This window comes from Rhodoferax sp. OV413 (genome assembly GCF_945881795.1).
In the GTDB taxonomy this organism is placed as follows: domain Bacteria; phylum Pseudomonadota; class Gammaproteobacteria; order Burkholderiales; family Burkholderiaceae_C; genus Allorhodoferax.
On the sequence record NZ_CAMCVG010000036.1, the window covers coordinates 1 to 22,669 of the forward strand.

Annotated in this window: 17 protein-coding genes, 2 tRNA genes and 1 pseudogene; 8 read left to right on the forward strand and 12 right to left on the reverse strand. The window is 62.9% G+C overall.

What is annotated here, in order from left to right; genetic code table 11:
• Together Q0O05_RS06225 and Q0O05_RS06230 are read left to right on the forward strand one after the other, a co-directional pair.
• Window positions 1-192, forward strand: a pseudogene (locus tag Q0O05_RS06225) (type I methionyl aminopeptidase); the annotation flags it as partial.
• A gap of 20 nt (window positions 193-212) precedes the next feature.
• On the forward strand, window positions 213-2,810 hold the full coding sequence (locus Q0O05_RS06230) for a [protein-PII] uridylyltransferase (RefSeq protein WP_293661305.1): 2,598 nt from the start codon (window positions 213-215) through the stop codon (window positions 2,808-2,810).
• Window positions 2,811-2,931: 121 nt separating this feature from the next.
• On the opposite strand, the gene def is transcribed toward Q0O05_RS06230, so the two are convergent.
• Genes def through Q0O05_RS06255 form a run of 5 tightly spaced genes read right to left on the reverse strand, consistent with a single transcriptional unit; the run spans window position 2,932 to window position 10,631 of the window.
• The gene (gene def / locus Q0O05_RS06235) at window positions 2,932-3,471 is read right to left on the reverse strand and encodes a peptide deformylase (RefSeq protein WP_293661306.1); all 540 of its coding nucleotides are present in this window, start codon (window positions 3,469-3,471) and stop codon (window positions 2,932-2,934) included.
• Window positions 3,468-5,615, reverse strand: coding sequence for an NAD-dependent DNA ligase LigA (gene ligA / locus Q0O05_RS06240; RefSeq protein ID WP_293661332.1), 2,148 nt, complete (start codon window positions 5,613-5,615; stop codon window positions 3,468-3,470). The genes def and ligA overlap by 4 nt, the downstream gene beginning before the upstream one ends.
• Window positions 5,616-5,628: 13 nt before the next feature.
• Window positions 5,629-6,699, reverse strand: a complete 1,071-nt coding sequence (locus Q0O05_RS06245) for a cell division protein ZipA C-terminal FtsZ-binding domain-containing protein (protein ID WP_293661308.1) — start codon at window positions 6,697-6,699, stop codon at window positions 5,629-5,631.
• 22 nt (window positions 6,700-6,721) lie between these two features.
• Complete coding sequence (gene smc / locus Q0O05_RS06250; protein ID WP_293661310.1) at window positions 6,722-10,237, reverse strand: chromosome segregation protein SMC; 3,516 nt, start codon at window positions 10,235-10,237, stop codon at window positions 6,722-6,724.
• Between the two features lie 22 nt (window positions 10,238-10,259).
• The gene (locus tag Q0O05_RS06255) at window positions 10,260-10,631 is read right to left on the reverse strand and encodes an Hpt domain-containing protein (protein ID WP_293661312.1); all 372 of its coding nucleotides are present in this window, start codon (window positions 10,629-10,631) and stop codon (window positions 10,260-10,262) included.
• Between the two features lie 84 nt (window positions 10,632-10,715).
• On the opposite strand from Q0O05_RS06255, the gene dapC reads away from it, so the two are divergent.
• From dapC to Q0O05_RS06285, 6 genes are all read left to right on the forward strand, one after another.
• Entirely contained in the window at window positions 10,716-11,933 is a 1,218-nt protein-coding gene (dapC, locus tag Q0O05_RS06260) for a succinyldiaminopimelate transaminase (protein ID WP_293661313.1), read from the forward strand.
• A gap of 51 nt (window positions 11,934-11,984) precedes the next feature.
• Window positions 11,985-12,809 carry a 2,3,4,5-tetrahydropyridine-2,6-dicarboxylate N-succinyltransferase gene (gene dapD, locus Q0O05_RS06265; RefSeq protein WP_293661314.1) on the forward strand — a complete coding sequence of 275 codons (825 nt, stop codon included), beginning with the start codon at window positions 11,985-11,987 and terminating at the stop codon, window positions 12,807-12,809.
• A gap of 29 nt (window positions 12,810-12,838) precedes the next feature.
• Window positions 12,839-14,008: a PilT/PilU family type 4a pilus ATPase gene (locus Q0O05_RS06270; protein WP_293661315.1), complete on the forward strand. Its 1,170-nt coding sequence runs from the start codon at window positions 12,839-12,841 to the stop codon at window positions 14,006-14,008.
• Window positions 14,008-15,195, forward strand: coding sequence for a succinyl-diaminopimelate desuccinylase (dapE, locus tag Q0O05_RS06275; protein ID WP_293661316.1), 1,188 nt, complete (start codon window positions 14,008-14,010; stop codon window positions 15,193-15,195). The genes Q0O05_RS06270 and dapE overlap by 1 nt, the downstream gene beginning before the upstream one ends.
• Window positions 15,192-16,094, forward strand: a complete 903-nt coding sequence (gene prmB, locus Q0O05_RS06280; protein ID WP_293661318.1) for a 50S ribosomal protein L3 N(5)-glutamine methyltransferase — start codon at window positions 15,192-15,194, stop codon at window positions 16,092-16,094. The genes dapE and prmB overlap by 4 nt, the downstream gene beginning before the upstream one ends.
• Window positions 16,095-16,204: 110 nt before the next feature.
• Entirely contained in the window at window positions 16,205-18,190 is a 1,986-nt protein-coding gene (locus Q0O05_RS06285) for an ATP-binding cassette domain-containing protein (protein WP_293661320.1), read from the forward strand.
• A 123-nt stretch (window positions 18,191-18,313) separates the two neighbouring features.
• Here the strand turns inward: Q0O05_RS06285 and Q0O05_RS06290 are convergent.
• The 7 genes from Q0O05_RS06290 to Q0O05_RS06320 form a co-directional block, all read right to left on the reverse strand.
• A tRNA-Lys gene (locus Q0O05_RS06290) sits at window positions 18,314-18,389 on the reverse strand.
• A 15-nt stretch (window positions 18,390-18,404) separates the two neighbouring features.
• Window positions 18,405-18,480, reverse strand: a tRNA-Lys gene (locus Q0O05_RS06295).
• A 39-nt stretch (window positions 18,481-18,519) separates the two neighbouring features.
• A complete protein-coding gene (locus tag Q0O05_RS06300) occupies window positions 18,520-19,329 on the reverse strand; it encodes a tRNA threonylcarbamoyladenosine dehydratase (protein ID WP_293661322.1) in 810 nt (269 codons plus the stop codon).
• Window positions 19,329-19,943, reverse strand: a complete 615-nt coding sequence (ybgF, locus tag Q0O05_RS06305; protein WP_293661324.1) for a tol-pal system protein YbgF — start codon at window positions 19,941-19,943, stop codon at window positions 19,329-19,331. Before ybgF ends, Q0O05_RS06300 begins: the two co-directional genes overlap by 1 nt.
• A gap of 194 nt (window positions 19,944-20,137) precedes the next feature.
• The gene (pal, locus tag Q0O05_RS06310; protein WP_293661326.1) at window positions 20,138-20,680 is read right to left on the reverse strand and encodes a peptidoglycan-associated lipoprotein Pal; all 543 of its coding nucleotides are present in this window, start codon (window positions 20,678-20,680) and stop codon (window positions 20,138-20,140) included.
• Between the two features lie 26 nt (window positions 20,681-20,706).
• Window positions 20,707-21,966 (reverse strand): Tol-Pal system beta propeller repeat protein TolB, encoded by a 1,260-nt coding sequence (tolB, locus tag Q0O05_RS06315; protein ID WP_293661328.1) that lies wholly within the window; start codon window positions 21,964-21,966, stop codon window positions 20,707-20,709.
• Window positions 21,967-21,979: 13 nt separating this feature from the next.
• Window positions 21,980-22,621 carry a galactosyltransferase-related protein gene (locus Q0O05_RS06320; RefSeq protein WP_293661330.1) on the reverse strand — a complete coding sequence of 214 codons (642 nt, stop codon included), beginning with the start codon at window positions 22,619-22,621 and terminating at the stop codon, window positions 21,980-21,982.
• Between the last annotated feature and the right edge of the window lie 48 nt (window positions 22,622-22,669).

Here is a 22,669-nt window from a genome sequence, read left to right on the forward strand (position 1 = left end):
ATCGAGCCGATGATCAACGCCGGCGGCAAAGACATCAAAGAAGGCCCCGAGAAAGACGGCTGGAGCATCGTCACCAAGGACCGCTCCCTGTCGGCCCAGTGGGAGCACACCGTGTTGGTGACCCCCACCGGTTATGAGGTGTTGACCCTCTCCGCCGGTAGCCCGGCCACGCCGGATTTTGTGACTCCCTGAGCCTCGCGGCGCTGATTCCCATGACCGATTTGCAAGCCCTGCGTGCCGACTACCGCGCTCGCAAGGCCCAGCTGTTGGAGCAACTCGCCCCCGCGAGAACCACAGGCCGGCAGGTGCGTCGGGTATTGCAGCGCCTGTCGGGGTTGACTGACGAGGTCTTGCGCGCTTTGTGGAACGCGGCGGGAATGGGCGCACCCTGTGCATTGCTGGCGGTGGGCGGCTACGGGCGGGGCGAGTTGTTTCCATACTCCGATATCGATGTGCTGGTTTTGCTGCCTAACGGGCCGGTCGGCGCAGCGAACGCCGAGCTCGCGAAGCGCATAGAAGCCTTCATCAGCAGCTGCTGGGACTCGGGCCTGGAAATCGGCTCCAGCGTGCGCACGCTGGCCGACTGCCTGTCCGAGGCCGAGAAGGACGTGTCGGTGCAGACATCGCTGCTCGAATACCGCGGCATTGCCGGGGACGAGCACTTGGTGGAGGCCTTCGGGCAGGCGTATGCCAAGGCCATGGATGCGCGAGCGTTTTTTGTTGCCAAGACGCTGGAAATGCGCCAGCGCCACACCAAGTTTGAAGACACACCCTACGCGCTGGAGCCCAACTGCAAAGAGTCCCCTGGCGGCCTGCGCGACTTGCAGGTGATTTTGTGGGTGGCCAAGGCCGCAGGCTACGGCTCCAACTGGGCCGCGCTCGCAGAGCACGGGCTGGCTACCGGGTTCGAGGTCAAGCAGCTTGAGCGCAATGAGGGGCTTCTGATGCTGGTGCGCGCCAAGCTGCATCTCGTGGCCCAACGGCGCGAAGACCGACTCATCTTTGACCTGCAAAACGCGGTGGCCGAAACCTTCGGCTACACCGCCGGAGACCCTTCAGGCGACCGCAAACAGCTGGTGCGCGCCAGCGAGGCGCTCATGAAGCGCTACTACTGGGCGGCAAAAGCAGTCACCCAGCTCAACCAGATTTTGTTGATGAACATCGAGGAGCGGCTGAACCCCTCTGCCCACGCGCCGCGCCGCATCAACGCACACTTCAACGACAAGGCCGGCATGATCGATGTGGTCAGCGACGACCTGTACCGCAGCCATCCGCACGCCATTCTGGAAACCTTTCTGGTCTACCAAACCACGGTGGGCATCAAGGGCCTGTCGGCCCGCACCCTGCGCGCCCTCTACAACGCGCGCGATTTGATGGACGCCAAGTTCCGCCGCGACCCGGTCAACCGGGCCACCTTTTTGCAGATCATGCAGGCGCCGCAGGGCATCACCCATGCCATGCGGCTGATGAACCAGACCTCGGTGCTGGGGCGGTATTTGTGGGTGTTCCGCAAGATCGTCGGGCAGATGCAACATGACCTGTTTCATGTGTACACGGTGGACCAGCACATCCTGATGGTGCTGCGCAACGCACGTCGCTTTTTCATGGTGGAGCATGCGCACGAGTACCCCTTTTGCTCGCAGCTCGGCTCGGGTTGGGACAAGCCCTGGATTTTGTACATTGCCGCGCTCTTTCACGACATCGCCAAGGGCCGGGGCGGCGACCATTCCGAGCTCGGCATCATGGAGGCGCGCCGCTTCTGCAAAGACCACTGCGTGCCCGCCGAGGACGCACGGCTGATTGAGTTTCTGGTGGGCGAGCACCTGACCATGAGTCGGGTTGCACAAAAATCCGACCTCTCGGATGCCGACGTCATTCAGGCATTTGCCCGGCGGGTGGGCAACGAGCGCTACCTCACTGCGCTTTACCTGCTTACCGTGGCTGATATTCGCGGCACCAGCCCCAAGGTCTGGAATGCCTGGAAGGGCAAGCTGCTCGAAGACCTGTACAAACTCACCGCCCGCGCGCTGGGCGGGCGGGCTCCGGATGCCGACGCCGAGGTGGAGCAGCGCAAGCGCGAAGCGCTGGTGAATCTGGCGCTGTACGCCCTGCCCTTTGAGGCCCACAAGCCCTTGTGGGACACGCTGGATGTGGGCTACTTCATGCGCCACGATGCGGCAGACATCGCCTGGCACACCAAGCACCTCTCCAGGCTGGTTGGCGCAACCCAGCCTATCGTACGGGCCCGCCGCTCGCCGGTGGGAGAAGGCCTGCAGGTGCTGGTCTACACCCAGGACCAGCCCGACCTGTTTGCCCGGATTTGCGGCTATTTTGACCAAGGTGGCCTGAGTATTCTGGATGCGCGCATCCACACCACGAACAAGGGATACGCGCTGGATACCTTTGAGGTGGTCACCACCGCCGACATGGACGAGCACTTCCGCGAAATCACCAGCTTGCTCGAAAACGGCTTGGCGCTGGCCATCTCGCAGGCCGGCCCCCTGCCCGTTTCGAGTCGCGGAAGGGTGTCTCGCCGTGTCAAGAGCTTTCCGATTGCGCCACGCGTCTCGCTGAAACCCGATGAAAAGGCGCAGCGTTGGCTGCTCAATATCTCTGCCAGCGACCGCCTGGGCCTGCTCTACAAGATTGCGCGGGTTCTGGCTCGCCACCAGATTGTGGTGCAGCTCGCCAAAGTGGCGACTTTGGGCGAGCGCGTGGAAGACACCTTCCTCATTCACGGCGCGCAGTTGCAGCACAACCGCGCCCAGATCGAAATCGAGACAGAACTTCTCGATGAACTCGCCACTTGAGGGGCACCCCAAAAAAGATCAGGACGGATAATTTACCCCCCGGACTCCAAAGCCAAGTGCTACTTAAAACGGGGGGGGGGCGTCGTCCTGTTGCGCAGGCAGACAAGCGCGAGACAGGCCTTCAGTCGTCTTCCGTAGCCGCCACGCCGGGAAAGAGCACCTCGGTGAAGCCGAACTGCGTGAAGTCGCGCACGCGCATGGGGTACAGCATGCCCCACAGGTGATCGCATTCATGCTGCACCACGCGGGCATGGAAGCCCTCGACCGTGCGGTCTATCGCGTCGCCGTACTGGTCGAACCCTGTGTAGCGGATGTGCGACCAGCGCGGCACCATACCGCGCAGGCCGGGCACCGAGAGGCAGCCCTCCCAGTCGCTTTCCTCCTCCTCGCTCAACGGCGTAATGACGGGGTTAACGAGCACGGTCGGCGGCACGATGGGCCGGTCGGGGTAGCGCGGGTTGCGCTCGCGGCTGCCAAAAATCACCAGCTGCAGGTCCACGCCGATCTGTGGCGCGGCAAGGCCTGCGCCATTGGCGGCGCGCATGGTGTCGAGCATGTCAGTGACCAGCAGGTGCAGGGCGTCGGTGTCGAAGCCGGTCACCGGCTGCGCTTGCCGCAGCAGGCGCGCGTCACCCATTTTCAGGATCTCGCGCACCGTCATGACAACAGGGCCCGCAGCCCGGCCTCGTCAATCACCGCCACGCCCAACTCCCGGGCCTTCTCCAGCTTGCTGCCGGCTTCGGTGCCGGCAACCACATAGTGCGTCTTCTTGCTCACCGAGCCGCTCACCTTGCCACCGGCGGCCTCAATCAGGTCTTTGGCGGCGTCACGGCCCAAGGTGGGCAATGTGCCGGTAATCACCAGGGTCTGACCGGCCAGGGGCTTGGGGCCGGCATCGGAGGGTGCGCCCTCGGGCCAGGTCAGGCCGCAGGCGCGTAGTTGCTCGACCACTTCGCGGTTGTGGGGCTGATCGAAAAAGGTGCGGATGCTGCTGGCCACAATCGGCCCCACATCGGCCACACCCAGCAGCGCTTCTTCGCTGGCGCCCATGATGCCGTCCAGCGTGCCGAAGTGCCGTGCCAGCTCTTTGGCGGTGGCCTCGCCCACATGGCGAATCCCCAGGCCGAACACAAAGCGCGGCAAGGTGGTCTGCTTGGACTTCTCCAGCGCGTCAACAATGTTTTGCGCTGATTTGTCCGCCATGCGGTCCAGGCTGGCCAGCGCGCTCAGGCCCAGCCGGTACAGGTCGGGCAGGTTGCGGATGACGTTTGCATCCACCAGTTGCTCAACCAGCTTGTCGCCCAGGCCTTCCACCTCGACCGCGCGGCGCTGCGCGAAGTGCAGGATGGCCTGCTTGCGCTGGGCACCGCAGAACAGCCCGCCGGTGCAGCGGTAGTCGGCCTCGCCCTCCTCCCGCACCGCCGCCGACTGGCACACGGGGCAAACACGGGGCATGGTGAAGGGCTGCGCATCCGGCAGGCGCTTGTCGGGCAGCACAGAGACCACCTCGGGAATCACATCGCCCGCGCGGCGCACCACGACGGTGTCGCCCAGGCGCACATCTTTGCGGCGGGCCTCGTCTTCGTTGTGCAGCGTGGCGTTAGTCACGGTCACGCCGCCCACAAACACCGGAGCGAGCTTGGCCACGGGGGTGAGCTTGCCGGTGCGGCCCACCTGCACATCGATGGCCAGCACGGTGGTGAGCTGCTCCTGCGCCGGGTATTTGTGCGCCACCGCCCAGCGCGGCTCGCGTGTCACAAACCCCAGCCGTTGCTGCAGGGCCAGGCTGTTGACCTTGTAGACCACGCCGTCAATGTCGAAGGGCAGCGCGTCACGCCGGGCTCCGATGCGCTGGTGAAACGCTATCAATTCAGAAGCACCCCGCGCAATATCCACGTGCTCTGCAACCGGAAAACCCCATAATTTGAGGGTCTGCAGCATGGCGAAATGCGTACTAAAGAGTGTGTCGGGTTGCGGGCCGCCGTCGGCCGGCGGACTGACCTCGCCCAGGCCGTAGGCAAAAAAGCTCAGGGGTCGCTGCGCGGCAATCTGCGGATCGAGCTGACGCACCGCGCCGGCAGCGGCGTTGCGCGGGTTGACAAAGGTTTTCTCGCCTTTTTCGCCGGCAGCAATGCGCGCCCTCTGCCGCTCATTGAGGGCTTCGAAATGGTCGCGGCGCATGTACACCTCACCGCGCACCTCCAGCACAGCTGGAACGGCCGGTGTGGCGGCTGGGGCGGTGGCGGTGGCGGCGCCTGTGCCAATCCGCAAAGGGATCTGCCCGATGGTACGGATGTTTTGGGTGACGTCTTCGCCAAACTCGCCGTCGCCGCGGGTGGCTGCCTGCACCAGCACGCCGCCCTCGTAACGCAGGCTCATGGCCAGACCGTCGAACTTGAGCTCTGCCACGTATTCCACCGGTGCGGCTTCGTCGGACAGTTCAAGCTCCTTACGAACCCGGGCGTCAAACGCCTGCGCGCCGGTGGACTCGGTGTCGGTCTCTGTCCGAATGCTGAGCATGGGCACCGCGTGGCGCACGCTGGCAAACCCGTCCAATACCTGCCCGCCCACCCGCTGCGTGGGCGAATCGGGTGAGGCCCATTCAGGGTGCAGGGCCTCTAGAGCCTGAAGTTCCTTGAAAAGCCGGTCGTATTCGGCGTCGGGCACGGTGGGCGCGTCCAGCACATAGTAGGCGTGGCCATAGGCATGGAGCAACTCGCGCAGGGCCACCACACGGGCGTGCGCCGGCGGCAGCTGCCCGGGCACCCCGTCCGGCTCGGCGGAAAACAAGTCCAGCGTGGCCATCGCGCCGGCAGGGTCAGCTAAAAAGGCGGCGGGCAATCAGGGAGCCCGCGGCAATGTCACGCTGCTGCAGCGCGTCGTAGAGCAGCTGCAGGTCACCTGCGATGACGCCCATGGTCTCGGGTGCGAGCGCTTGGCCGTCGTCGTCGGTCACCAGGCCGTCCATGGCTGCTGCCAGCGCATTGACCGCTTCACACATGCGCTCGAACGGCCGCTCGGCGCGGTCCACCTGCGCCACGTCCAGGTGCATGGAGAGTTCGCGAATGGCGCTTTGTGCGGGGTCTTCGGCCAGTGCGGCCTGCGAATCAAAGCCCAGCACCAGCACCGGAGGCAGACCTTCCACCGAGGCGGGAAGCACCATGCGCCCGGGAATCGCGCCAGCTACAAACCCCAGCCGCGCGGCATTCTGATGGATGTAGCCCGGGCTCCAGGAGGCATTGCGGGCACGCAGGGTGAAGCCGAGTTGGGCATCGTGCGCGCTGGCAAATTGATCGAGCTCGCGCGCTCGCGCCACTTCGTCCAGCATCTCGGGGAACTCGGGGGTGGCATTGAGGGTGTCGGCAAAAGCTTGTGTCTTCACCACAAACTCAGAGTACTCAATTTCATTGAGCGCGCCGGTGCGGTTGGCCAGCTGCACGCCGGCCTGAAAACCTCCGTAGCGCTGGCCGGCCGAGGGCACTTCCCACACCAGGGTCTGCAGGTTATAGCCTTCAATCGAGAAGGGCTTGGTGCCGGCGCGGCGGGTAGCTGGCATGGCTGCCAGAGCGGCTTCCCCTGAAACCGCCGGCGTAGCAGGGTCGAGCGCGACGGTCGCAATCACATCAATCAGCGCATCCATGGCGGGGCGCACGGGAGGTCGCGGCAGCACAAAGGCCGGGGTGTCCGCGTCTACGCTGCCCAACAGAGGATCCGAATCGAGGGAAGGGGCGACGGAGGCGTCGGCTTGCGCCAAATCGTCGGCTGATGGCTCCTGCAGCGGCTGGGCCTGACGGGGGGTGTTGCGGCGCGAAGACCAGGCGCTGTGGGCAATGACGGCGGCCAACGCAACACCACCGGCGATGGCTAATCCAATTTGTAAGTTACTCATGTTCTCTTGGATTTGAGGGGGCTTATGCCAGCTCAGCAAGGCTCACGGCAGACTCCATATCCACCGCGACGATCCGCGATACACCCTGCTCCTGCATGGTCACGCCGATGAGCTGCTCCGCCATCTCCATGGCGATCTTGTTGTGGCTGATAAACAAAAACTGGGTTCCGCGGCTCATGCTGGTCACCAGTTTGGCATAGCGCTCGGTGTTGGCATCGTCCAGCGGAGCATCCACCTCGTCCAGCAGGCAAAACGGTGCGGGGTTGAGCTGGAAGATTGCAAACACCAGCGCAATTGCGGTGAGGGCTTTTTCTCCGCCCGAGAGCAGGTGAATGGTCTGGTTTTTCTTGCCCGGGGGCTGGGCAATCACCTGCACGCCAGAGTCCAGAATCTCATCACCGGTAATCACCAGCCGGGCATTACCGCCCCCAAACAGCTCGGGGAACATACGGCCGAAATGCGCGTTGACCTGATCGAACGTGCCCGAGAGCAGCTCGCGGGTCTCGGCGTCAATCTTGCGGATGGCGTCTTCCAGCGTGTTCATGGCCTGGGTCAGGTCCACGTTTTGCAGGTCGAGGAACTGCTTGCGCTCGCGGGCAGCGCTCAGCTCTTCGAGTGCGGCCAAATTGACAGCGCCCAGTGCAGCAATCTCGCGCTGGATGCGGTCGATATCGGCTTGCATGCCGAAGAGGCGCACATTGCCCTCCCGGATGCTTTGCTCTATGGCGGCCAGGTCGGCCTGCGCGTCGGCCAGCTGGTTCTCAAATTGCTCAAATCCCAGGCGCGCGGCCTGCTCTTTGAGCTGGAATTCGGTGATGCGCTGGCGCAGCGGCTCGAGTTCGTGCTCGAGCTGCAGGCGGCGCTCGTCGCTGGCGCGCAGCCGGGCGGTGAGCTCGTCGTATTCGCTGCGCCGGGCGCCCAGCGCCTTTTCGCGCTCAAGCTTCAAGGCCAGTGCGTTTTGCAGACCGGCCTGCGCTGCTGCATCGGTCAGGCGCAGGAGCTCGTCCTGCGCGCGCTGCAGCTCGGCGCGGGTGCTTTCGCCCTGCTGTGCGGCGGTTTCTATGGCGCGGGAGAGCTCCGCGTTGCGCGCCTGCAGGCTGCGCTGGGCAAAAGCTGCCTCTTGCGCCTGCCGCTCCAGGCTGCGCTGCTGGTCGCGGCATTGGCTGAGTTTCTGCTGGACCTCAATCACCCGCTCATCGAGCTGGGCGTGGCGCTCCTGGCTGTCGGCAAGCTGCATGTCCAGCGACTCAAAGCGGCCTTCGGCCTCCATGCGGCGCTCCTGCAGGTCTTCGAGCTGGGCGTCAATCTCATGCAGGTCGGCATCAATCTGGGCGCTGCGAGCGCGGGTTTGCTCCAGAATTTGCGACAGACGCAGCGTCTCGACCTGCAGCGCATGGGCGCGGCTCTGGGCCTCGGCCGCATCACGCCGGGCTGCCACGAGGCGCTGCGCACTTTCGGCGTAGGCGCTCTCTGCGCGGCTGAGCGCTACGCGCGACTCGTCGGCAATCAGGCTCTGGGCCCGCAACTCTTTTTCGAGGTTTTCAATTTCCTGCGCGCGCGCCAGCAGGCCGGCCTGCTCGGAGTCTTGCGCGTAAAAGCTCACGCTGTGCGCGGTGAGCACATGGCCGGATGGGAGGTAGATGCCTTCGCCGCCGCGCAACTGCGAGCGCAGGGCCAGCGCTTCGTCAAAACTGGCCGCGGTAAAACAACCCTGCAGCCAAGCGGTGAGCACGGCCTTCTGGCCGGCGTCGCTGACCCGCAGCAAATCCGACAAACGCGGCAAGGCCGAGGGGGCCTCTGGCAACGCAGCACTAGCCGGGCTATAAAAAGCCAGTTTGGCAGGCGGAGCATCAGAAGCAAAGGCCTTGAGCATCTCCAGGCGCGACACTTCCAAGGCCCCGAGCCGCTCCCGCAGGGCGCCTTCAAGCGCGTTTTCCCAGCCCTGCTCGATATGAATGCGGCTCCAGAGGCCCTGCAGGTGATCCAGCCCGTGTTTGGCAAGCCAGGGCTGCAGCTTGCCGACGGTTTTGACCTTCTCCTGAAGCGACTTGAGCGCCTCCAGCCGGGCAGACAAATCGGCCTGGCGCGATGCCTCGCTATTTACCAGCCCCTGCTGCGCCTTGCGGGCTTCGTCAAGCTGGGGCACGGCGCCTTGCAGCTGGTGGAGTCGCGCGTCGGCGACCTGGTGGTCTTCCTGCGCTGCGCCGAGTTGCTCCTGCAGCTGGGCAAGGCGCGAATCATCGGGTGCGGCCAAGGTCTGGCGGTCGGCCGTGAGGCGCTCGCGCCGGCCTTCGAGCTGGCGGCATTGCTCTTCGATGCCGCGCTGCTCTGCGGCCAACACCTGAATCTGCTGCTGCACCTGAGATACCAGACCGCGCTGCCCGTTAGCAGCCGACTGCGCTCGGGCCAGTGCGTCTTCCAGCTCAGGCAGCAGCTGGGCCTGGTCTTCGACCTGGGCAGTCAGTAACTCCGCCTGCTCTTCGCCGGTGGCGGCTAACTCAGCAAGACGGCCGATCTCTTCCAGCGCATCGTCCTTGCGGGCCGCCCACTGGGCAAGCTGCTCGTTTAGGGTCAGCAAGCGCTGCTCGACGCGCTGTCGCCCTTCCACCACAAAGCGGATTTCAGCCTCCAGCCGACCCACATCGGTGCTGGCTTCATACAAAAGGCCCTGCGCCTGATTGACCGCGTCCCCCCCGGCGTAGTGCGCCTGGCGCACCGTTTCCAGGTCGGCTTCCACATGGCGCAGGTCGGCCATGCGGGCCTCGAGGGCATTAACCGCCGCCAGCCCTTCGATTTGCACCTTGGCCTGGTCTGCCAGCGCTTCTGAGCGCTTCAAAAACCATTGCTGGTGCTGCTTGAGCGTGACTTCTGCCTGCAGCGCCTTGTATTTCTGGGCGACCTCGGCCTGTTTCTCGAGCCGGTCCAGGTTGCTGCCCAGCTCGCGAAGGATGTCTTCGACACGGGTCAGGTTCTCGCGGGTGTCGGAGAGCCGGTTTTCGGTCTCGCGGCGGCGCTCTTTGTATTTAGATACGCCGGCGGCTTCCTCTAGGAACAGGCGCAGCTCCTCGGGCTTGGATTCGATGATGCGCGAGATGGTGCCCTGCCCGATGATGGCGTAGGCCCTCGGGCCCAGCCCCGTGCCCAAAAACACGTCTTGCACGTCGCGGCGGCGCACCGGCTGGTTGTTGATGAAGTAGCTGCTGGTGCCGTCGCGGGTCAGGACGCGCTTGACGGCAATCTCTCCGAATTGGCCCCACTGGCCGCCGGCGCGGTGGTCGGCGTTGTCAAACACCAGCTCCACACTGCTGCGGCTTGCCGGCTTGCGGGTGGTGGTGCCGTTGAAGATGACGTCCTGCATCGACTCGCCGCGCAGCTCGCTGGCGCGACTCTCGCCCAGCACCCAGCGAACCGCGTCCATGATGTTGGACTTGCCGCAGCCATTGGGCCCGACCACCCCGACCAGCTGACCCGGCAACACAAAATTGGTCGGTTCAGCGAAAGACTTGAAACCCGAGAGCTTGATGGAATTAAGTCGCACTGGCGCCCTTCACGTGTGCTCGTCAGTTCGCCACGCCAAGATAGGCCGCCACCTCGGCCTGAAAGGTAAGTAGCTCAGGTGCCAGAACCGTGAAGGCTGCAGCCACCGTGGCTGCGCTTTCATTTTTGCTTAAGTGCTCGACGTCCGCCACATGCTCATAGAGCGGGGGGGTACAAAAAATCGGAATAAAGCCCTTCAGGGGGTGCAGAAGCCGGTTGGCGGATTTCACATCGCCTTCGGCGAGCGCCGCATGCACCGCTGGCACATCTCGGCGCAAGGATTCGAGCACCATCGGGAGCATTTCACGCAGTGCGCCCTCGTCACCGATTTGTTGCAGAGCGCCTTCGATATGTAAATACCGGGGGGCGGACCCTGGGGGTGAAACTGCGGACATGGCGAACTCCTCTGATCTGAACGACGCGGCCCCAGCGGACAACGACCCCCGAGTTTAACGATGACTCAGGGATAATGCCGCCGCATGAATCCGAATTTGCCCCGCCTGCAGGCCTACCCGTTTGAACGCCTGCGCCAATTGTTCTCCGGCGTGGTGCCCAATGCGGCCTTCAGCCCCATCAGCCTGGGAATCGGCGAACCGCGCCATGCAACGCCCCAGCTCATCAAAGACGCCTATTGCCACGCGATTCAGTCGGGCGACAGCGGGCTGGCCAGTTACCCTGCCACCGCCGGCGACCTGCGGCTGCGGCAGTCCATGGCCCGCTGGCTGCAACGCCGCTACCAGTTAGCAGCTGACCCCGCCACGCAGGTGCTGCCGGTGAACGGCTCGCGCGAGGCGCTGTTTGCATTTGCGCAGACGGTGATCAAGCCCAACCAAGACCCGGCCGCAGGCCCGGTGCAGGTGGTGTGCCCGAACCCGTTCTATCAAATCTACGAGGGTGCAGCCCTGCTGTGCGGCGCGCAGCCCTACTTTGTGCCGTCGGTGCCGTCGCGCAACTTTGCGCAGGACTGGGCAAGCGTGCCCGAGGCAGTGTGGGCGCAAACCCAGCTGATGTATGTGTGCTCGCCGGGCAACCCCGCAGGCGCGGTCATGCCGCTGGAGGAGTGGGAAAACCTCTTTTCTTTGAGCGACCGGCACGGCTTTGTGATCGCGTCTGACGAGTGCTACAGCGAGATTTACTTCCGCGATGAGGCCCCTTTGGGCGGACTAGAGGCTGCGGTCAAGCTGGGCCGGGCGGACTTCAAGAATCTGGTGGCTTTCACCAGCCTGTCCAAGCGCAGCAATGTGCCGGGCATGCGCAGCGGTTTTTGCGCAGGCGACGCGCACTGGATAAAGCAATTTTTGCTCTACCGCACCTACCACGGCAGCGCCATGAGTCCGGTGGTGCAGGCCGCCAGCATCGCCGCGTGGGACGACGAGGCCCACGTGATTGACAACCGCGCCCAGTACCGCGCGAAATTTGCCCAGGTCACGCCCCTGCTGGCCGGGGTGATGGATGTGGCGCTGCCCGACGCTGGTTTTTATTTGTGGGCACAAGTGCCGGGCAGCGATACCGAGTTCGCGCGCGAGCTGCTGGCTCAATACAATGTGACCGTACTGCCGGGCAGCTATCTGGCACGCGAAGCCCAGGGACACAACCCCGGCGCGGGTCGGATCCGCATGGCGCTGGTGGCCGAAACCACCGAATGTGTGGAAGCAGCGCGGCGTATTGTGGAATTTGTCAAAGGCCGCTCGTCCTGAGCAACCCCTAACCACCCTGAACCTACCCCTTTCTCAACCTTGATAAGCACCATGAGCCAACAACTGCAAACCGTGATCGAAGCCGCGTGGGAAGACCGCGCCAATATCTCTGTGGCATCCGCCCCCGCTGAGGTGCGCGAAGCCGTGGAGCATGTGCTCAACGAGCTCGATGCCGGCCGCCTGCGGGTTGCCACCCGTGAAGGCGTGGGCCAGTGGACCACCCACCAGTGGATCAAGAAGGCCGTCTTGCTCAGCTTCCGCCTGAAAGACAACGAGATCATCCAGTCCGGCGATCTCGGCTTTTACGACAAGGTCGCCACCAAGTTTGCCGGCATGAGCGCCGAAGCGCTGAAGGCCACCGGCGTGCGCGTAGTGCCGCCAGCGGTGGCGCGTCGCGGCAGCTTCCAGGGCAAGGGCGTGATCCTGATGCCGTCGTACTGCAATATCGGCTCGTATGTGGACGAAGGCACTATGGTGGACACCTGGGCCACCGTCGGATCCTGCGCGCAAATCGGCAAGCATGTGCACCTCTCGGGCGGCGTCGGCATCGGCGGCGTGCTAGAGCCCATGCAGGCCGGCCCCACCATCATCGAAGACAACTGCTTTGTGGGCGCGCGCTCCGAAGTGGTGGAAGGTGTGATTGTTGAAGAAAACTCGGTCATTTCCATGGGCGTCTATATCGGCCAAAGCACACCGATTTACGACCGCGCGACCGATACCGTGAGCTACGGGCGCATTCCTGCGGGCTCGGTGGTGGTCAGCGGCAGCCTGCCCAAGGGCGACGGCAAGTACAGCATGTATGCCGCCATCATCGTCAAGAAGGTGGACGCAAAGACCCGCTCGACCACCAGCCTGAACGACCTGCTGCGCGACTGAGCAAGCCACCCATCCCCCGCGAGGCAGCCATGGCCACCACCAGCACTCCGCAGCCCGCGGGCACCATGGAGCGCATCTTGCGCCTGATGAGTGAGAAAAAGGCGTCGGATGTGTACCTCTCGGCCCACGCACCGGCGCTGATCAAGATCAACGGCCTGTGCGTTCCCATCAACAGCCAGGTACTGCCGATTGACGCTCCCCGCAATTTGTTGGCGGAAGTGCTTACCGCGGCGCATCTCGACGAGCTCGACCACAGCGGCGAGCTGAATATGGCGTTTCCGCTGCCCGGCGTGGGGCGCTTTCGGGTGAGCGCGATGCGCCAGCGAGGCACCATTGCCGCGGTGATCCGCTACATCACGGTCGATGTGCCAGCCCTGTCGGGCCTGAAGATGCCGCCGGTGCTGGCCAACCTGATCATGGAAAAGCGCGGCCTGATTTTGATGGTGGGCGCCACCGGCGCGGGCAAGAGCACCACGCTGGCTTCGATGCTCGACCACCGCAACGAGCTGGTCTCGGGCCACATCCTGACGATTGAGGATCCGATTGAGTTTTTGTTCAAGAACAAGAAATCGGTGGTCAACCAGCGCGAGGTGGGCACCGACACGGCGTCCCTCCACATCGCCCTGAAGAACGCGCTGCGCCAGGCGCCCGATGTGATTTTGATCGGCGAAATCCGCGACCAGGAAACCATGTCCGCGGCGATTGCCTATGCGCAGTCCGGCCACCTGTGCCTGGCGACCATGCACGCCAACAACAGCTACCAGGCACTCAACCGCATCTTGAGCTTTTACCCGGTGGAGGTGCGTCCCACCATGCTCGGCGATCTGGCGGGTGCCCTGCGGGCGGTGATATCGCAGCGCTTGTTGCGCACCAGCTCGGGGATGCGAACTCCGGCGGCCGAAGTCCTGCTCAACACCAAGCTGGTGGCCGAGATGATTGAAAAGGGTGACTTCTCTGCGGTCCGCGATGCGATGGAGCAGTCCATGGCGGAGGGTTCGCAGACCTTTGAGGCCGACATCGCACGGCTGGTGCGCGAAGGCGTGGTCGACCGCAAAGAGGGCATGGCCTTTGCCGATTCGCCCACCAACCTGCTGTGGCGCCTGCAAAACGACTTCACCAAGGCCAGCAAGTTGGCCGCCCCGCCGGAAGATGACGACGAGGCCTCCTTCACCGAAATTACCCTGGATGTGAAACACTGATGACGCGTACCCTGCAACTCACCGAGCAACTGATTTCCATGGCCTCGGTGACCCCGGCGGACGGCGGCTGCCAGGCCTTGATTGCCGATCGGCTGCGACCCTTGGGCTTTGTCTGCGAAACATTGGTGAGCGGCCCGGATAACTTCCGGGTCACCAATTTATGGGCAAAAAGGGCTGCAACGCCCGCCATTGTTGCGCAAGAAGCTCCTCAATCGATAGCAAAAACGCTGGTCTTCGCCGGCCACACCGACGTGGTTCCGACCGGCCCGGTGTCGCAGTGGGACAGCGCGCCTTTCGTACCGAGCCACCGCGACGGCAAACTGTTCGGCCGCGGAGCGAGCGACATGAAAACCTCGCTGGCGGCTTTTGTGGTGTCGATTGAAGAATTCCTCGCCGCCAATCCGGCCCCGCACCTGAATATCGCCCTGCTGCTCACCAGTGACGAAGAGGGCCCCGCGCTGGACGGCACGGTGGCGGTGTGCCGCGCCCTGCAAGCGCGTGGCGAGGTGCTGGATTACTGCATTGTGGGCGAGCCCACCTCGGTCGAGCGCACCGGCGACATGATCAAAAACGGCCGGCGCGGCACCATGAGCGGCAAGCTCACGGTGAAGGGCGTTCAGGGGCACATTGCCTACCCTCATCTCGCCAAAAACCCTATTCATTTGGTGGCTCCTGCCTTGGCTGAGCTGGTGGGCATCGCGTGGGACGCGGGCAACGACTTCTTCCCCCCCACGACCTGGCAGGTCAGCAACATCCACGGCGGCACCGGCGCGAGCAACGTGATTCCGGGCGAGGTGGTGGTGGACTTCAACTTCCGCTTTTCCACTGAATCCACGCCCGAGAGCCTGCAGGCACGACTCGCCGCCGTTCTGGCCCGGCACGAGCTGGACTACGACCTGGTCTGGACGCTGGGCGGTTTGCCCTTCCTGACCACGCCGGGCCCGCTGGTCGACGCGGTGCGTGACGCCATTCGCTCAGAGACCGGCCTGGAAACCCAACTCTCCACCACCGGCGGCACCAGCGACGGGCGATTCCTGGCGCAGATTTGCCCCCAAGTGGTTGAACTCGGCCCACCCAACGCGACCATCCACAAAATCAATGAGCATGTGAAGCTGGCTGACATTGAGCCGCTGAAAAACATCTACCGCCGCGTTCTCGACAACCTGAACCGGGCGACGCTGGCATGAATCTGCAGGAACTGGTGGCGGAGGCCACCGCGCAGCTGGCCGCCGCTCACCTGAGCTTCGGCCATGGCACTACCCAGGCGGCCGATGAGGCTGCGTGGCTTGTGCTGCACGCGCTGGGGCTACCGCTAGACACCCCGCTTTCCGACGCCGATGAGGCATCAAAACGGCCTGTATCGCCCGCGGAATATGCGCAGGCAGCTACGCTTTTAGGAGCACGCATCACCACCCGCAAGCCCGCCGCTTACCTCACCGGCGAGGCCTGGCTGCAGGGAGTCGCGTTTTATGTGGATGAGCGGGTCATCGTGCCACGCTCGCTGATTGCCGAGCTGCTGGTTGATGGCAGCCTGGACTATTGGCTGCATGAGGGCACCCACACCGTGCTGGATGTGTGCACCGGCAACGGCAGCCTGGCCGTCCTGGCCGCCATGGTCTACCCCGATGTGGAAGTAACAGGATCCGATATTTCAGCGGATGCCTTGGCTGTTGCGCAGATCAACCTCGAGAAACACGCCCTGCAAAACCGGATTCAGCTGCTGCAGTCGGATGGACTGGGCGCCATCACCGGCAAGTTTGACCTGATTGTGTGCAACCCGCCCTATGTGAACGCTGCCAGCATGGCCGCCCTGCCCGCCGAATATCTGGCTGAACCGCGCATTGCGCTGGACGGCAACGCCGAGGGCGGCAGCGGAGATGGCATGGATTTCATCCGCCGGCTCCTGCGCGAAGTGACCTCGAAAATGGCCGAACAAGGCGTTCTGGTGCTCGAAGTGGGCAACGAACGGGAGTTTTTTGAGGCCGCATTTCCGGGGCTGGACACTATCTGGCTCGAAACCAGCGCCGGCGAAGATCAGGTCTTGCTGCTTACCCAGGAGGCCTTGAGCCGCCATTTTCCGCACTGACCCCACGACCCGCACCTACCCCACAACTCCGCCGCCCACGGGACGCGCAACCCGACAGTTTTCCGGCACCCCGCCAAGCCCCAACACCGCACAGCGGACGCAAGCCCACCATGATTACCCTCAAAAACGTCACCCTCCGCCGAAGCGCCAAAGTGCTGCTCGAGGGCGCCTCCGTCACCCTGAACCCCGGCGAAAAAGTCGGACTGGTCGGGCGCAACGGCGCCGGCAAGTCCTCGCTGTTTGCGCTGCTTAACGGAAATTTGCACGAAGACGCCGGCGAGTACTACATCCCCACCCAGTGGCGCATGGGGCAAGTCGCTCAGGACATGCCCGAAACCGAGCAAGGCGCCACCGACTTTGTGATTGAGGGCGACACCCAACTCGGCGATGCCCGCGCCGAAGTGACTGCCGCCGAGGCCACCGACGACTACGAGCGCATGGCCCACGCATACACCGCCCTGCAAGACGCCGGCGAGTACGACGCCGCGGCGCGCGCGCAGGCGCTAATTCTGGGCCTGGGCTTTAAAACCACCGAACTCGACAAACCGGTGAACAGCTTCTCCGGCGGCTGGCGCATGCGCCTGCAACTCGCCCGCGCACTCATGTGCCCCAGCGACCTGCTGCTGCTGGACGAACCCACCAACCACTTGGACCTGGACGCGCTGGTCTGGCTGGAGGCATGGCTCAAGAAATACGAAGGAACCATGGTCGTTATCAGCCATGACCGCGAGTTTCTGGACGCCATCACCGACGTCACCCTGCATATCGACATGGGCAAGCTGGTGCGCTACGGCGGCAACTACAGCAAGTTCGAGGACATGCGCGCCGAGCAAATGGAGCTGCAACAAAACGCCTTTTCCAAGCAACAGGACAAGATCGCTCACCTGCAGAAGTTCATCGCCCGCTTCAAGGCCAAGGCCAGCAAGGCCAAGCAAGCCCAGAGCCGCGTGAAGGCCTTGGACCGGATGGAGAAAATCGCGCCACTTTTGTCAGAGGCCGATTTCAGCTTCGAGTTCAAGGAGCCCGCCAACCTGCCAAACCCCATGTTGTCCATGCAGGGCGTAAGCTTTGGATACCCGCCTCCCGAAGGTGCGCCAGAACACACAGCGCCCACCACCATCGTGCACAACGTGAGCAAGTCAGTGCTGGCGGGCCAACGCATCGGCATTCTCGGTGCCAACGGCCAAGGTAAATCCACATTGGTCAAAACTGTGGCGCGAGATCTGGCGCCGCTGGGTGGCGAGGTCACCGAAGGCAAGGGACTCAACATCGGCTACTTCGCGCAGCAGGAACTCGATGTATTGCGCCCCGACGAGACGCCGCTGGAACACATGATCCGCCTGGTAAAGGACATGAGCGCTGCCGGAAAAATCGCCGGCCAACAAACCCGGGAGCAAGACCTTCGCAGCTTTCTGGGTACCTTCAACTTCAGCGGTGACATGGTCAAACAGGCCGTCGGCAGCATGAGCGGCGGCGAGAAAGCGCGACTGGTACTGTGCATGATCGTCTGGCAACGCCCCAACCTCTTGCTGCTTGACGAGCCCACCAACCACTTGGACCTGGCCACCCGAGAGGCCTTGGCGATGGCGCTGAACGAGTTCGAAGGCACGGTGATGCTAGTCAGCCACGACCGCGCGCTCTTACGCTCGGTGTGCGATGAGTTCTGGATGGTGTCGCGCGGCGGCGTTGAGCCTTTCGATGGTGACCTAGACGACTACCAGCGCTATTTGCTGGACGAGGCCAAACGACAACGCGAGTTGGCCAAAGAGGAGGCCAGGGAAGAAGCGAAGCTCCATGCCAAAGCAGCTACGGCCCAATCCGCCAAAGCGAGCACTGCAGCGGTGGCAACTCCGCCAGCCGCAGTGAAATCTGCCCCCGTCAGTGACGCAGCGAAGAAGCGCAAGAAGGAGCTCACGCAGGTAGAGAGTCGCATGGAGGCCCTGAATGCCGAAACCGCCGCACTGGAAGAGAAGCTCTCCAGCAACCCGCCACCGGCTGAAATCGCCGAAGCCGGCAAGCGCCTGAAGGCGGTCAACGCCGAACTTGAAAGCCTGGAAGAACAGTGGCTGGAGCTGAGCGCGGAACTTGAAGCCTAGTCTCGGGGCCTGGGCGGGAAGCCCAGTCTCGGGGGCAAGGCAGCAAGCCCAGCGCCTGGGGCTGCGCGGGCATAAAAAAACCCGCCTTCGTTCGAAGGCGGGTTTTTGATTCCACTGTGTAAGTGGTGGGAACTGAGAGATTCGAACTCTCGACCTACGGATTAAGAGTCCGCTGCTCTACCAGCTGAGCTAAATTCCCGCGTAATCAGAATGCTGGTGGGACGTGCGGGGGTCGAACCCACGACAAACGGATTAAAAGTCCGCTGCTCTACCAACTGAGCTAACGTCCCGACGGCGCCTTTTAATTGCTTATCGTGCCCCGCGAAGCCTTAAATTATAGCGTCATTTTCCAATGACGCTTGGGCGCCTTCGGACAATTTATCGATGACCCAGCCGGCCGCGCACATGCCAAAAGTCGCGGTGACGCTGACCATCGATCCGTACCCATGGCAGTTGAGCGTGCCATCCCCCTCCAGCGCGCACGATGGGTCCGGACCCCGCACCGCCTCTTTACTGTATACACAGGCAATGTGCATGGTCTTGCCCTCTTTTGGCGCGGCGTATTCTTTGCGCAACCGGTAGCGCAACTGCGCCAACAAGGGGTCGTGGGTGCACTTGCTCAAGTCGGCAATATCCACCAGATGGGCCAATCGCTTGCCGCCGGCCGCACCCACCGATAGAAAAACCTGCCGATTTGTCCGCGCCCATGCCGCCATGGCGACTTTGGCCTGAACGTCATCACAGGCGTCGATTACCGCATCCACCGGGCCGCCCAACACACCGGGCCAGTTGTCCGCCGACACAAAATCGTCTATCACGCGGACGTCGCAATGGGGGTTGATGTCGTGGATACGCCGGCGCATGGCCTCCCCCTTGGCCATACCGACGGTGCTGGAGAGCGCATGCAACTGGCGGTTGATGTTGGACTCGGCAATATGGTCCATATCCACCAGAGTCAGCGCAGCAATGCCGCTGCGCGCCAAGGCTTCCGCGGCCCAGGACCCGACACCACCTATGCCGACCACTGCCACGTGCGAGCCCCGAAAACGCTGTGCCGGCGCCACCCCGAACAAGCGGTCCATGCCGGCAAAGCGTCGAGCGAGATCCGCAGGGCCCGTCGCCTCTGCGCTTGGAGCCATCACTTCATGCGGGCCAAGCGATCCTTTGCCGCGGTCGCTGCGTCTGAAGAGGGGTAAGCCGCAATCAAATCTTCCAGGGTCCTCTTGGCCGCTCTAAGTTCCTTGAGCTCCACCTGGCAGTTAGACATAGCCAGCAAAGCCTCGGGCGCACGAACATGGTCACCCGCCAACTGAACCAGATTGCGGAAGTTAATCACCGCCTCTTTGTATTCCTTTTGGGCGTATTGCGCACTACCTAACCAAAACAGCGCTGAGGGGCGGTAGCCGGATGCGCCGTACCGGCTCAAGAACTCCAAAAATCCAATTTGCGCATTGGCAAAGTCGCCCTTGCGGAAGATGGCCAGCGCGGCGTCATAGTCGCGCTTCTCTGAAGCTTCCGATAAGAACTCCCGCCCGTCTACCGTCACCTTAAAAGGCTCGAGCTTACGGATGCGCTCGTCCACAGCCTGCGCCGCATCTTTTTGGCGGCGTTGTACTTCCGCCAAATCACGGGCCAGCTGTTCGACCTGGCCGCGCAAACGTGCGGTTTCGGACTGGCTGGCTTCGAGTTGGTTCTGAAGTTCGACAAAGGCACGACGCATCTGTGCCGCGTCCTGCGCCGCAGTCTCAGACAATCTGCGCGCCTCTTCTGTCAGCTTCCTATCTCCGTCAACCCGTTGCGCTTCCAGCCTTTGTCGCAAATCTAGGATCGCTCGGCGCGCTTCCTCATCTTCAAACAAACCCGCCGAAGCCTGCCCCACCGAAAAGCACAGGGCCAAGGTCAGTGGGAGTAAACGCGCAAGCGACTTCATGGAGATCAGAGTCATGCTTAACGGTAGCTGAATTCAGCGCGGCGGTTCTTTTCCAGAGCCGCCTCGGTGTTACCTGCTGCAGCGGGCTTTTCTTTACCGTAGCTCACAGCCTCCATTTGCGCATCCGACACGCCCTGCAAGAGCAAGGCTTTGCGAACGGCTTCAGCACGCTTCTGGCCCAAGGCGAGGTTGTATTCACGGCCGCCGCGCTCGTCAGTGTGGCCTTCAATGCCAACCTTGCGGGACTTGTCGGCCTTCAGGTACTTGGCATGGGCCTCGAGTGTTGGCTGGAATTCAGCACGAATGACGAAGCTGTCGTAGCCAAAATACACCGTCTTCAGCGCAGCGCTCAGAGCCGGGTCTTGTTGGTTCTTATCAAGCGCCACCGTGGTCACGCTGCTCTTGGCGACATTAGAACCATCGCCGGAACTGGTGCCGCTGGTGATGGGGCTCACAGCCTGCCCGGCCTTGTCTTCAACGGGCACGTTGTCCAGCTTGACAGAGGACCCGCAAGCGCTCAAAAAGGCTGCGGCGGATACGATCAAAACCAACTTCTTCATTCTCAATCTCCAGGTTAATACGAACACTATTTTTGCACAGGGCCCCAATCGGGCTCACGGATATCGCCACTCTGCCCGGCCAAACGCGCTTTGATGCGACCATCCAGGGTTGTGGTCATCAGGGCCTCTTTGCCTTGCAGCAACGTGGAATACATGATGAGGCGGCTGTTGGGGGAAAAGCTGGGGCTCTCGTCTGCGACTGTATCGGTAATGGGGGTCACAGTGCCTGATGCGAGGTCCATGACATGCAGCTTGAATGCGCCCCCCACGCGGGACACGTAGGTCAACCATTTGCCATCGGGGCTCAGCGCTGGCGAGATGTTGTAGCTGCCAGAAAACGTGACACGCTCGGAGTTGCCGCCACTGGTGGGCACCCGGTAGATCTGGGGTGAGCCGCCACGGTCACTGACGAAGTAAATGCTGCGGCCATCCGCTGTGTAGGTGGGCTCGGTGTCGATGGCCGGCGACTGCATCAAGCGGCGGGGCTCGCCCCCATTGGCGTCCATCACGTAGAGTTGCGAACCACCATCGCGGCTGAGGGTCAGAGCAATATTGCGGCCGTCAGGTGACCATGCTGGCGCGCTGTTGGATCCTTTGAAGCTCGCAACCAGCCGGCGGCGACCGGTAGCCACATCATGCACATAGACCACCGGCTTACGCGCCTCAAACGACACATAGGCCAGCTGATTTCCGTTGGGCGCCCAGGAGGGCGAGATAATGGGCTCAGGGCTGCTCAACGCGCTTTGGGCATTTTCGCCGTCAGCGTCGGCAACCCACAGATTAAATGTGCTGCCCGCCTTGGTGACATACGAGATGCGGGTAGAAAAAACGCCTTTGTCGCCTGTCAAGCGCTCGTACACAAAATCGGCAATCCGGTGCGCGGCCAACCGCAAATCGCCAACCAAGACCGCATGGCTTTGCCCGCCGAGGTCCTGGTTACGCACGGTGTCCCACAACCTGAACCGGACATCGAAGCGGCCATCGGCCAGACGCGTGACGCTGCCGGCCACCAAGGCATCGGCGCCCCGCTGGCGCATTCCGCCCAGGTCCACCCGCGCGGATTCGTCCAACCCAGAGCCTGCGTCCAATCCCTTGAATTGCCCGCTGCGTTCCAGGTCGGCCTGTACGATGGCAGCAATTTTTTGCGGGGACTGCTCTTCGCCACGGAACGCGCCGATGGCGATCGGAATTTGGGTCATTCCCACGCCGGAGACTTCTACCCGGAACTGAGCTTGCGCCTGCGAAGCTGCCACGGCAATCAGCCAAGTGATTAAGAATTTTTTCATCGTTTTTCGATTATCACCTTGTCCAAATACGAACATCCGGAAAGCCTAGGCTTTGTTCGTAACCCACAGGCGCCCGCACCAGCTTGCTCCCCATTCGCTCCCGCACCCGCTGGGCGTTCAGGTTTTCCATGTCCCGGCTGCTCTCCGCATGCCATAGGTGGTAAACCTCGGTGGAATAAAAACCATTTTTGCGGGTCAGCCCCGCATTGTGCAGCCGCAACACGAAGTCCGCATCCTCATGGCCCCAGCCCACAAAGGTCTCATCAAAACCATTCACCGCAACATAGTCGGCCTTGTATAGGGCCATGTTGCAACTACGGATGCCCTTCCACTTGAAGTTTTCTTGCCTACGCCCACCAAAATCCGGCAGCCGCAGCGCGCCACTGACCTTGGAACATTGCCCCCTGATCCGCCGCATGATCCACGCTGGCAAAGAGCATCCGGTCAAGCCAGACCCACCCGCGAGCACGATGTTGGTGAAAGCCTTGCTCAACAAAACCCTGCTGCCGTTGATAAAGCACCGCAGGGCAGAAAGGCTGCGATGACGCGCCACGAAATCCACTTCAGGCACGCAGTCCCCGTCGAGCAAGATCAGATAGTTACCGCGGGCCGCTGCGACGCCGAGGTTGCGCACCTTCGCCGCGGTAAAGCCCACATCCGGATGCCATACATGGGTCGCGGGATAGCTGCATGAAGGTAGAGC

Coding starts and splice junctions, on each gene's coding strand:
- Q0O05_RS06230 (WP_293661305.1), top strand. CDS start 213: ATGACCGATTTGCAAGCCCTGCGTGCCGACTACCGCGCTCGCAAGGCC.
- def (WP_293661306.1), bottom strand. CDS start 3,471: ATGACGGTGCGCGAGATCCTGAAAATGGGTGACGCGCGCCTGCTGCGG.
- ligA (WP_293661332.1), bottom strand. CDS start 5,615: ATGGCCACGCTGGACTTGTTTTCCGCCGAGCCGGACGGGGTGCCCGGG.
- Q0O05_RS06245 (WP_293661308.1), bottom strand. CDS start 6,699: ATGAGTAACTTACAAATTGGATTAGCCATCGCCGGTGGTGTTGCGTTG.
- Q0O05_RS06255 (WP_293661312.1), bottom strand. CDS start 10,631: ATGTCCGCAGTTTCACCCCCAGGGTCCGCCCCCCGGTATTTACATATC.
- dapC (WP_293661313.1), top strand. CDS start 10,716: ATGAATCCGAATTTGCCCCGCCTGCAGGCCTACCCGTTTGAACGCCTG.
- dapD (WP_293661314.1), top strand. CDS start 11,985: ATGAGCCAACAACTGCAAACCGTGATCGAAGCCGCGTGGGAAGACCGC.
- Q0O05_RS06270 (WP_293661315.1), top strand. CDS start 12,839: ATGGCCACCACCAGCACTCCGCAGCCCGCGGGCACCATGGAGCGCATC.
- dapE (WP_293661316.1), top strand. CDS start 14,008: ATGACGCGTACCCTGCAACTCACCGAGCAACTGATTTCCATGGCCTCG.
- prmB (WP_293661318.1), top strand. CDS start 15,192: ATGAATCTGCAGGAACTGGTGGCGGAGGCCACCGCGCAGCTGGCCGCC.
- Q0O05_RS06285 (WP_293661320.1), top strand. CDS start 16,205: ATGATTACCCTCAAAAACGTCACCCTCCGCCGAAGCGCCAAAGTGCTG.
- Q0O05_RS06300 (WP_293661322.1), bottom strand. CDS start 19,329: ATGGCTCCAAGCGCAGAGGCGACGGGCCCTGCGGATCTCGCTCGACGC.
- pal (WP_293661326.1), bottom strand. CDS start 20,680: ATGAAGAAGTTGGTTTTGATCGTATCCGCCGCAGCCTTTTTGAGCGCT.
- tolB (WP_293661328.1), bottom strand. CDS start 21,966: ATGAAAAAATTCTTAATCACTTGGCTGATTGCCGTGGCAGCTTCGCAG.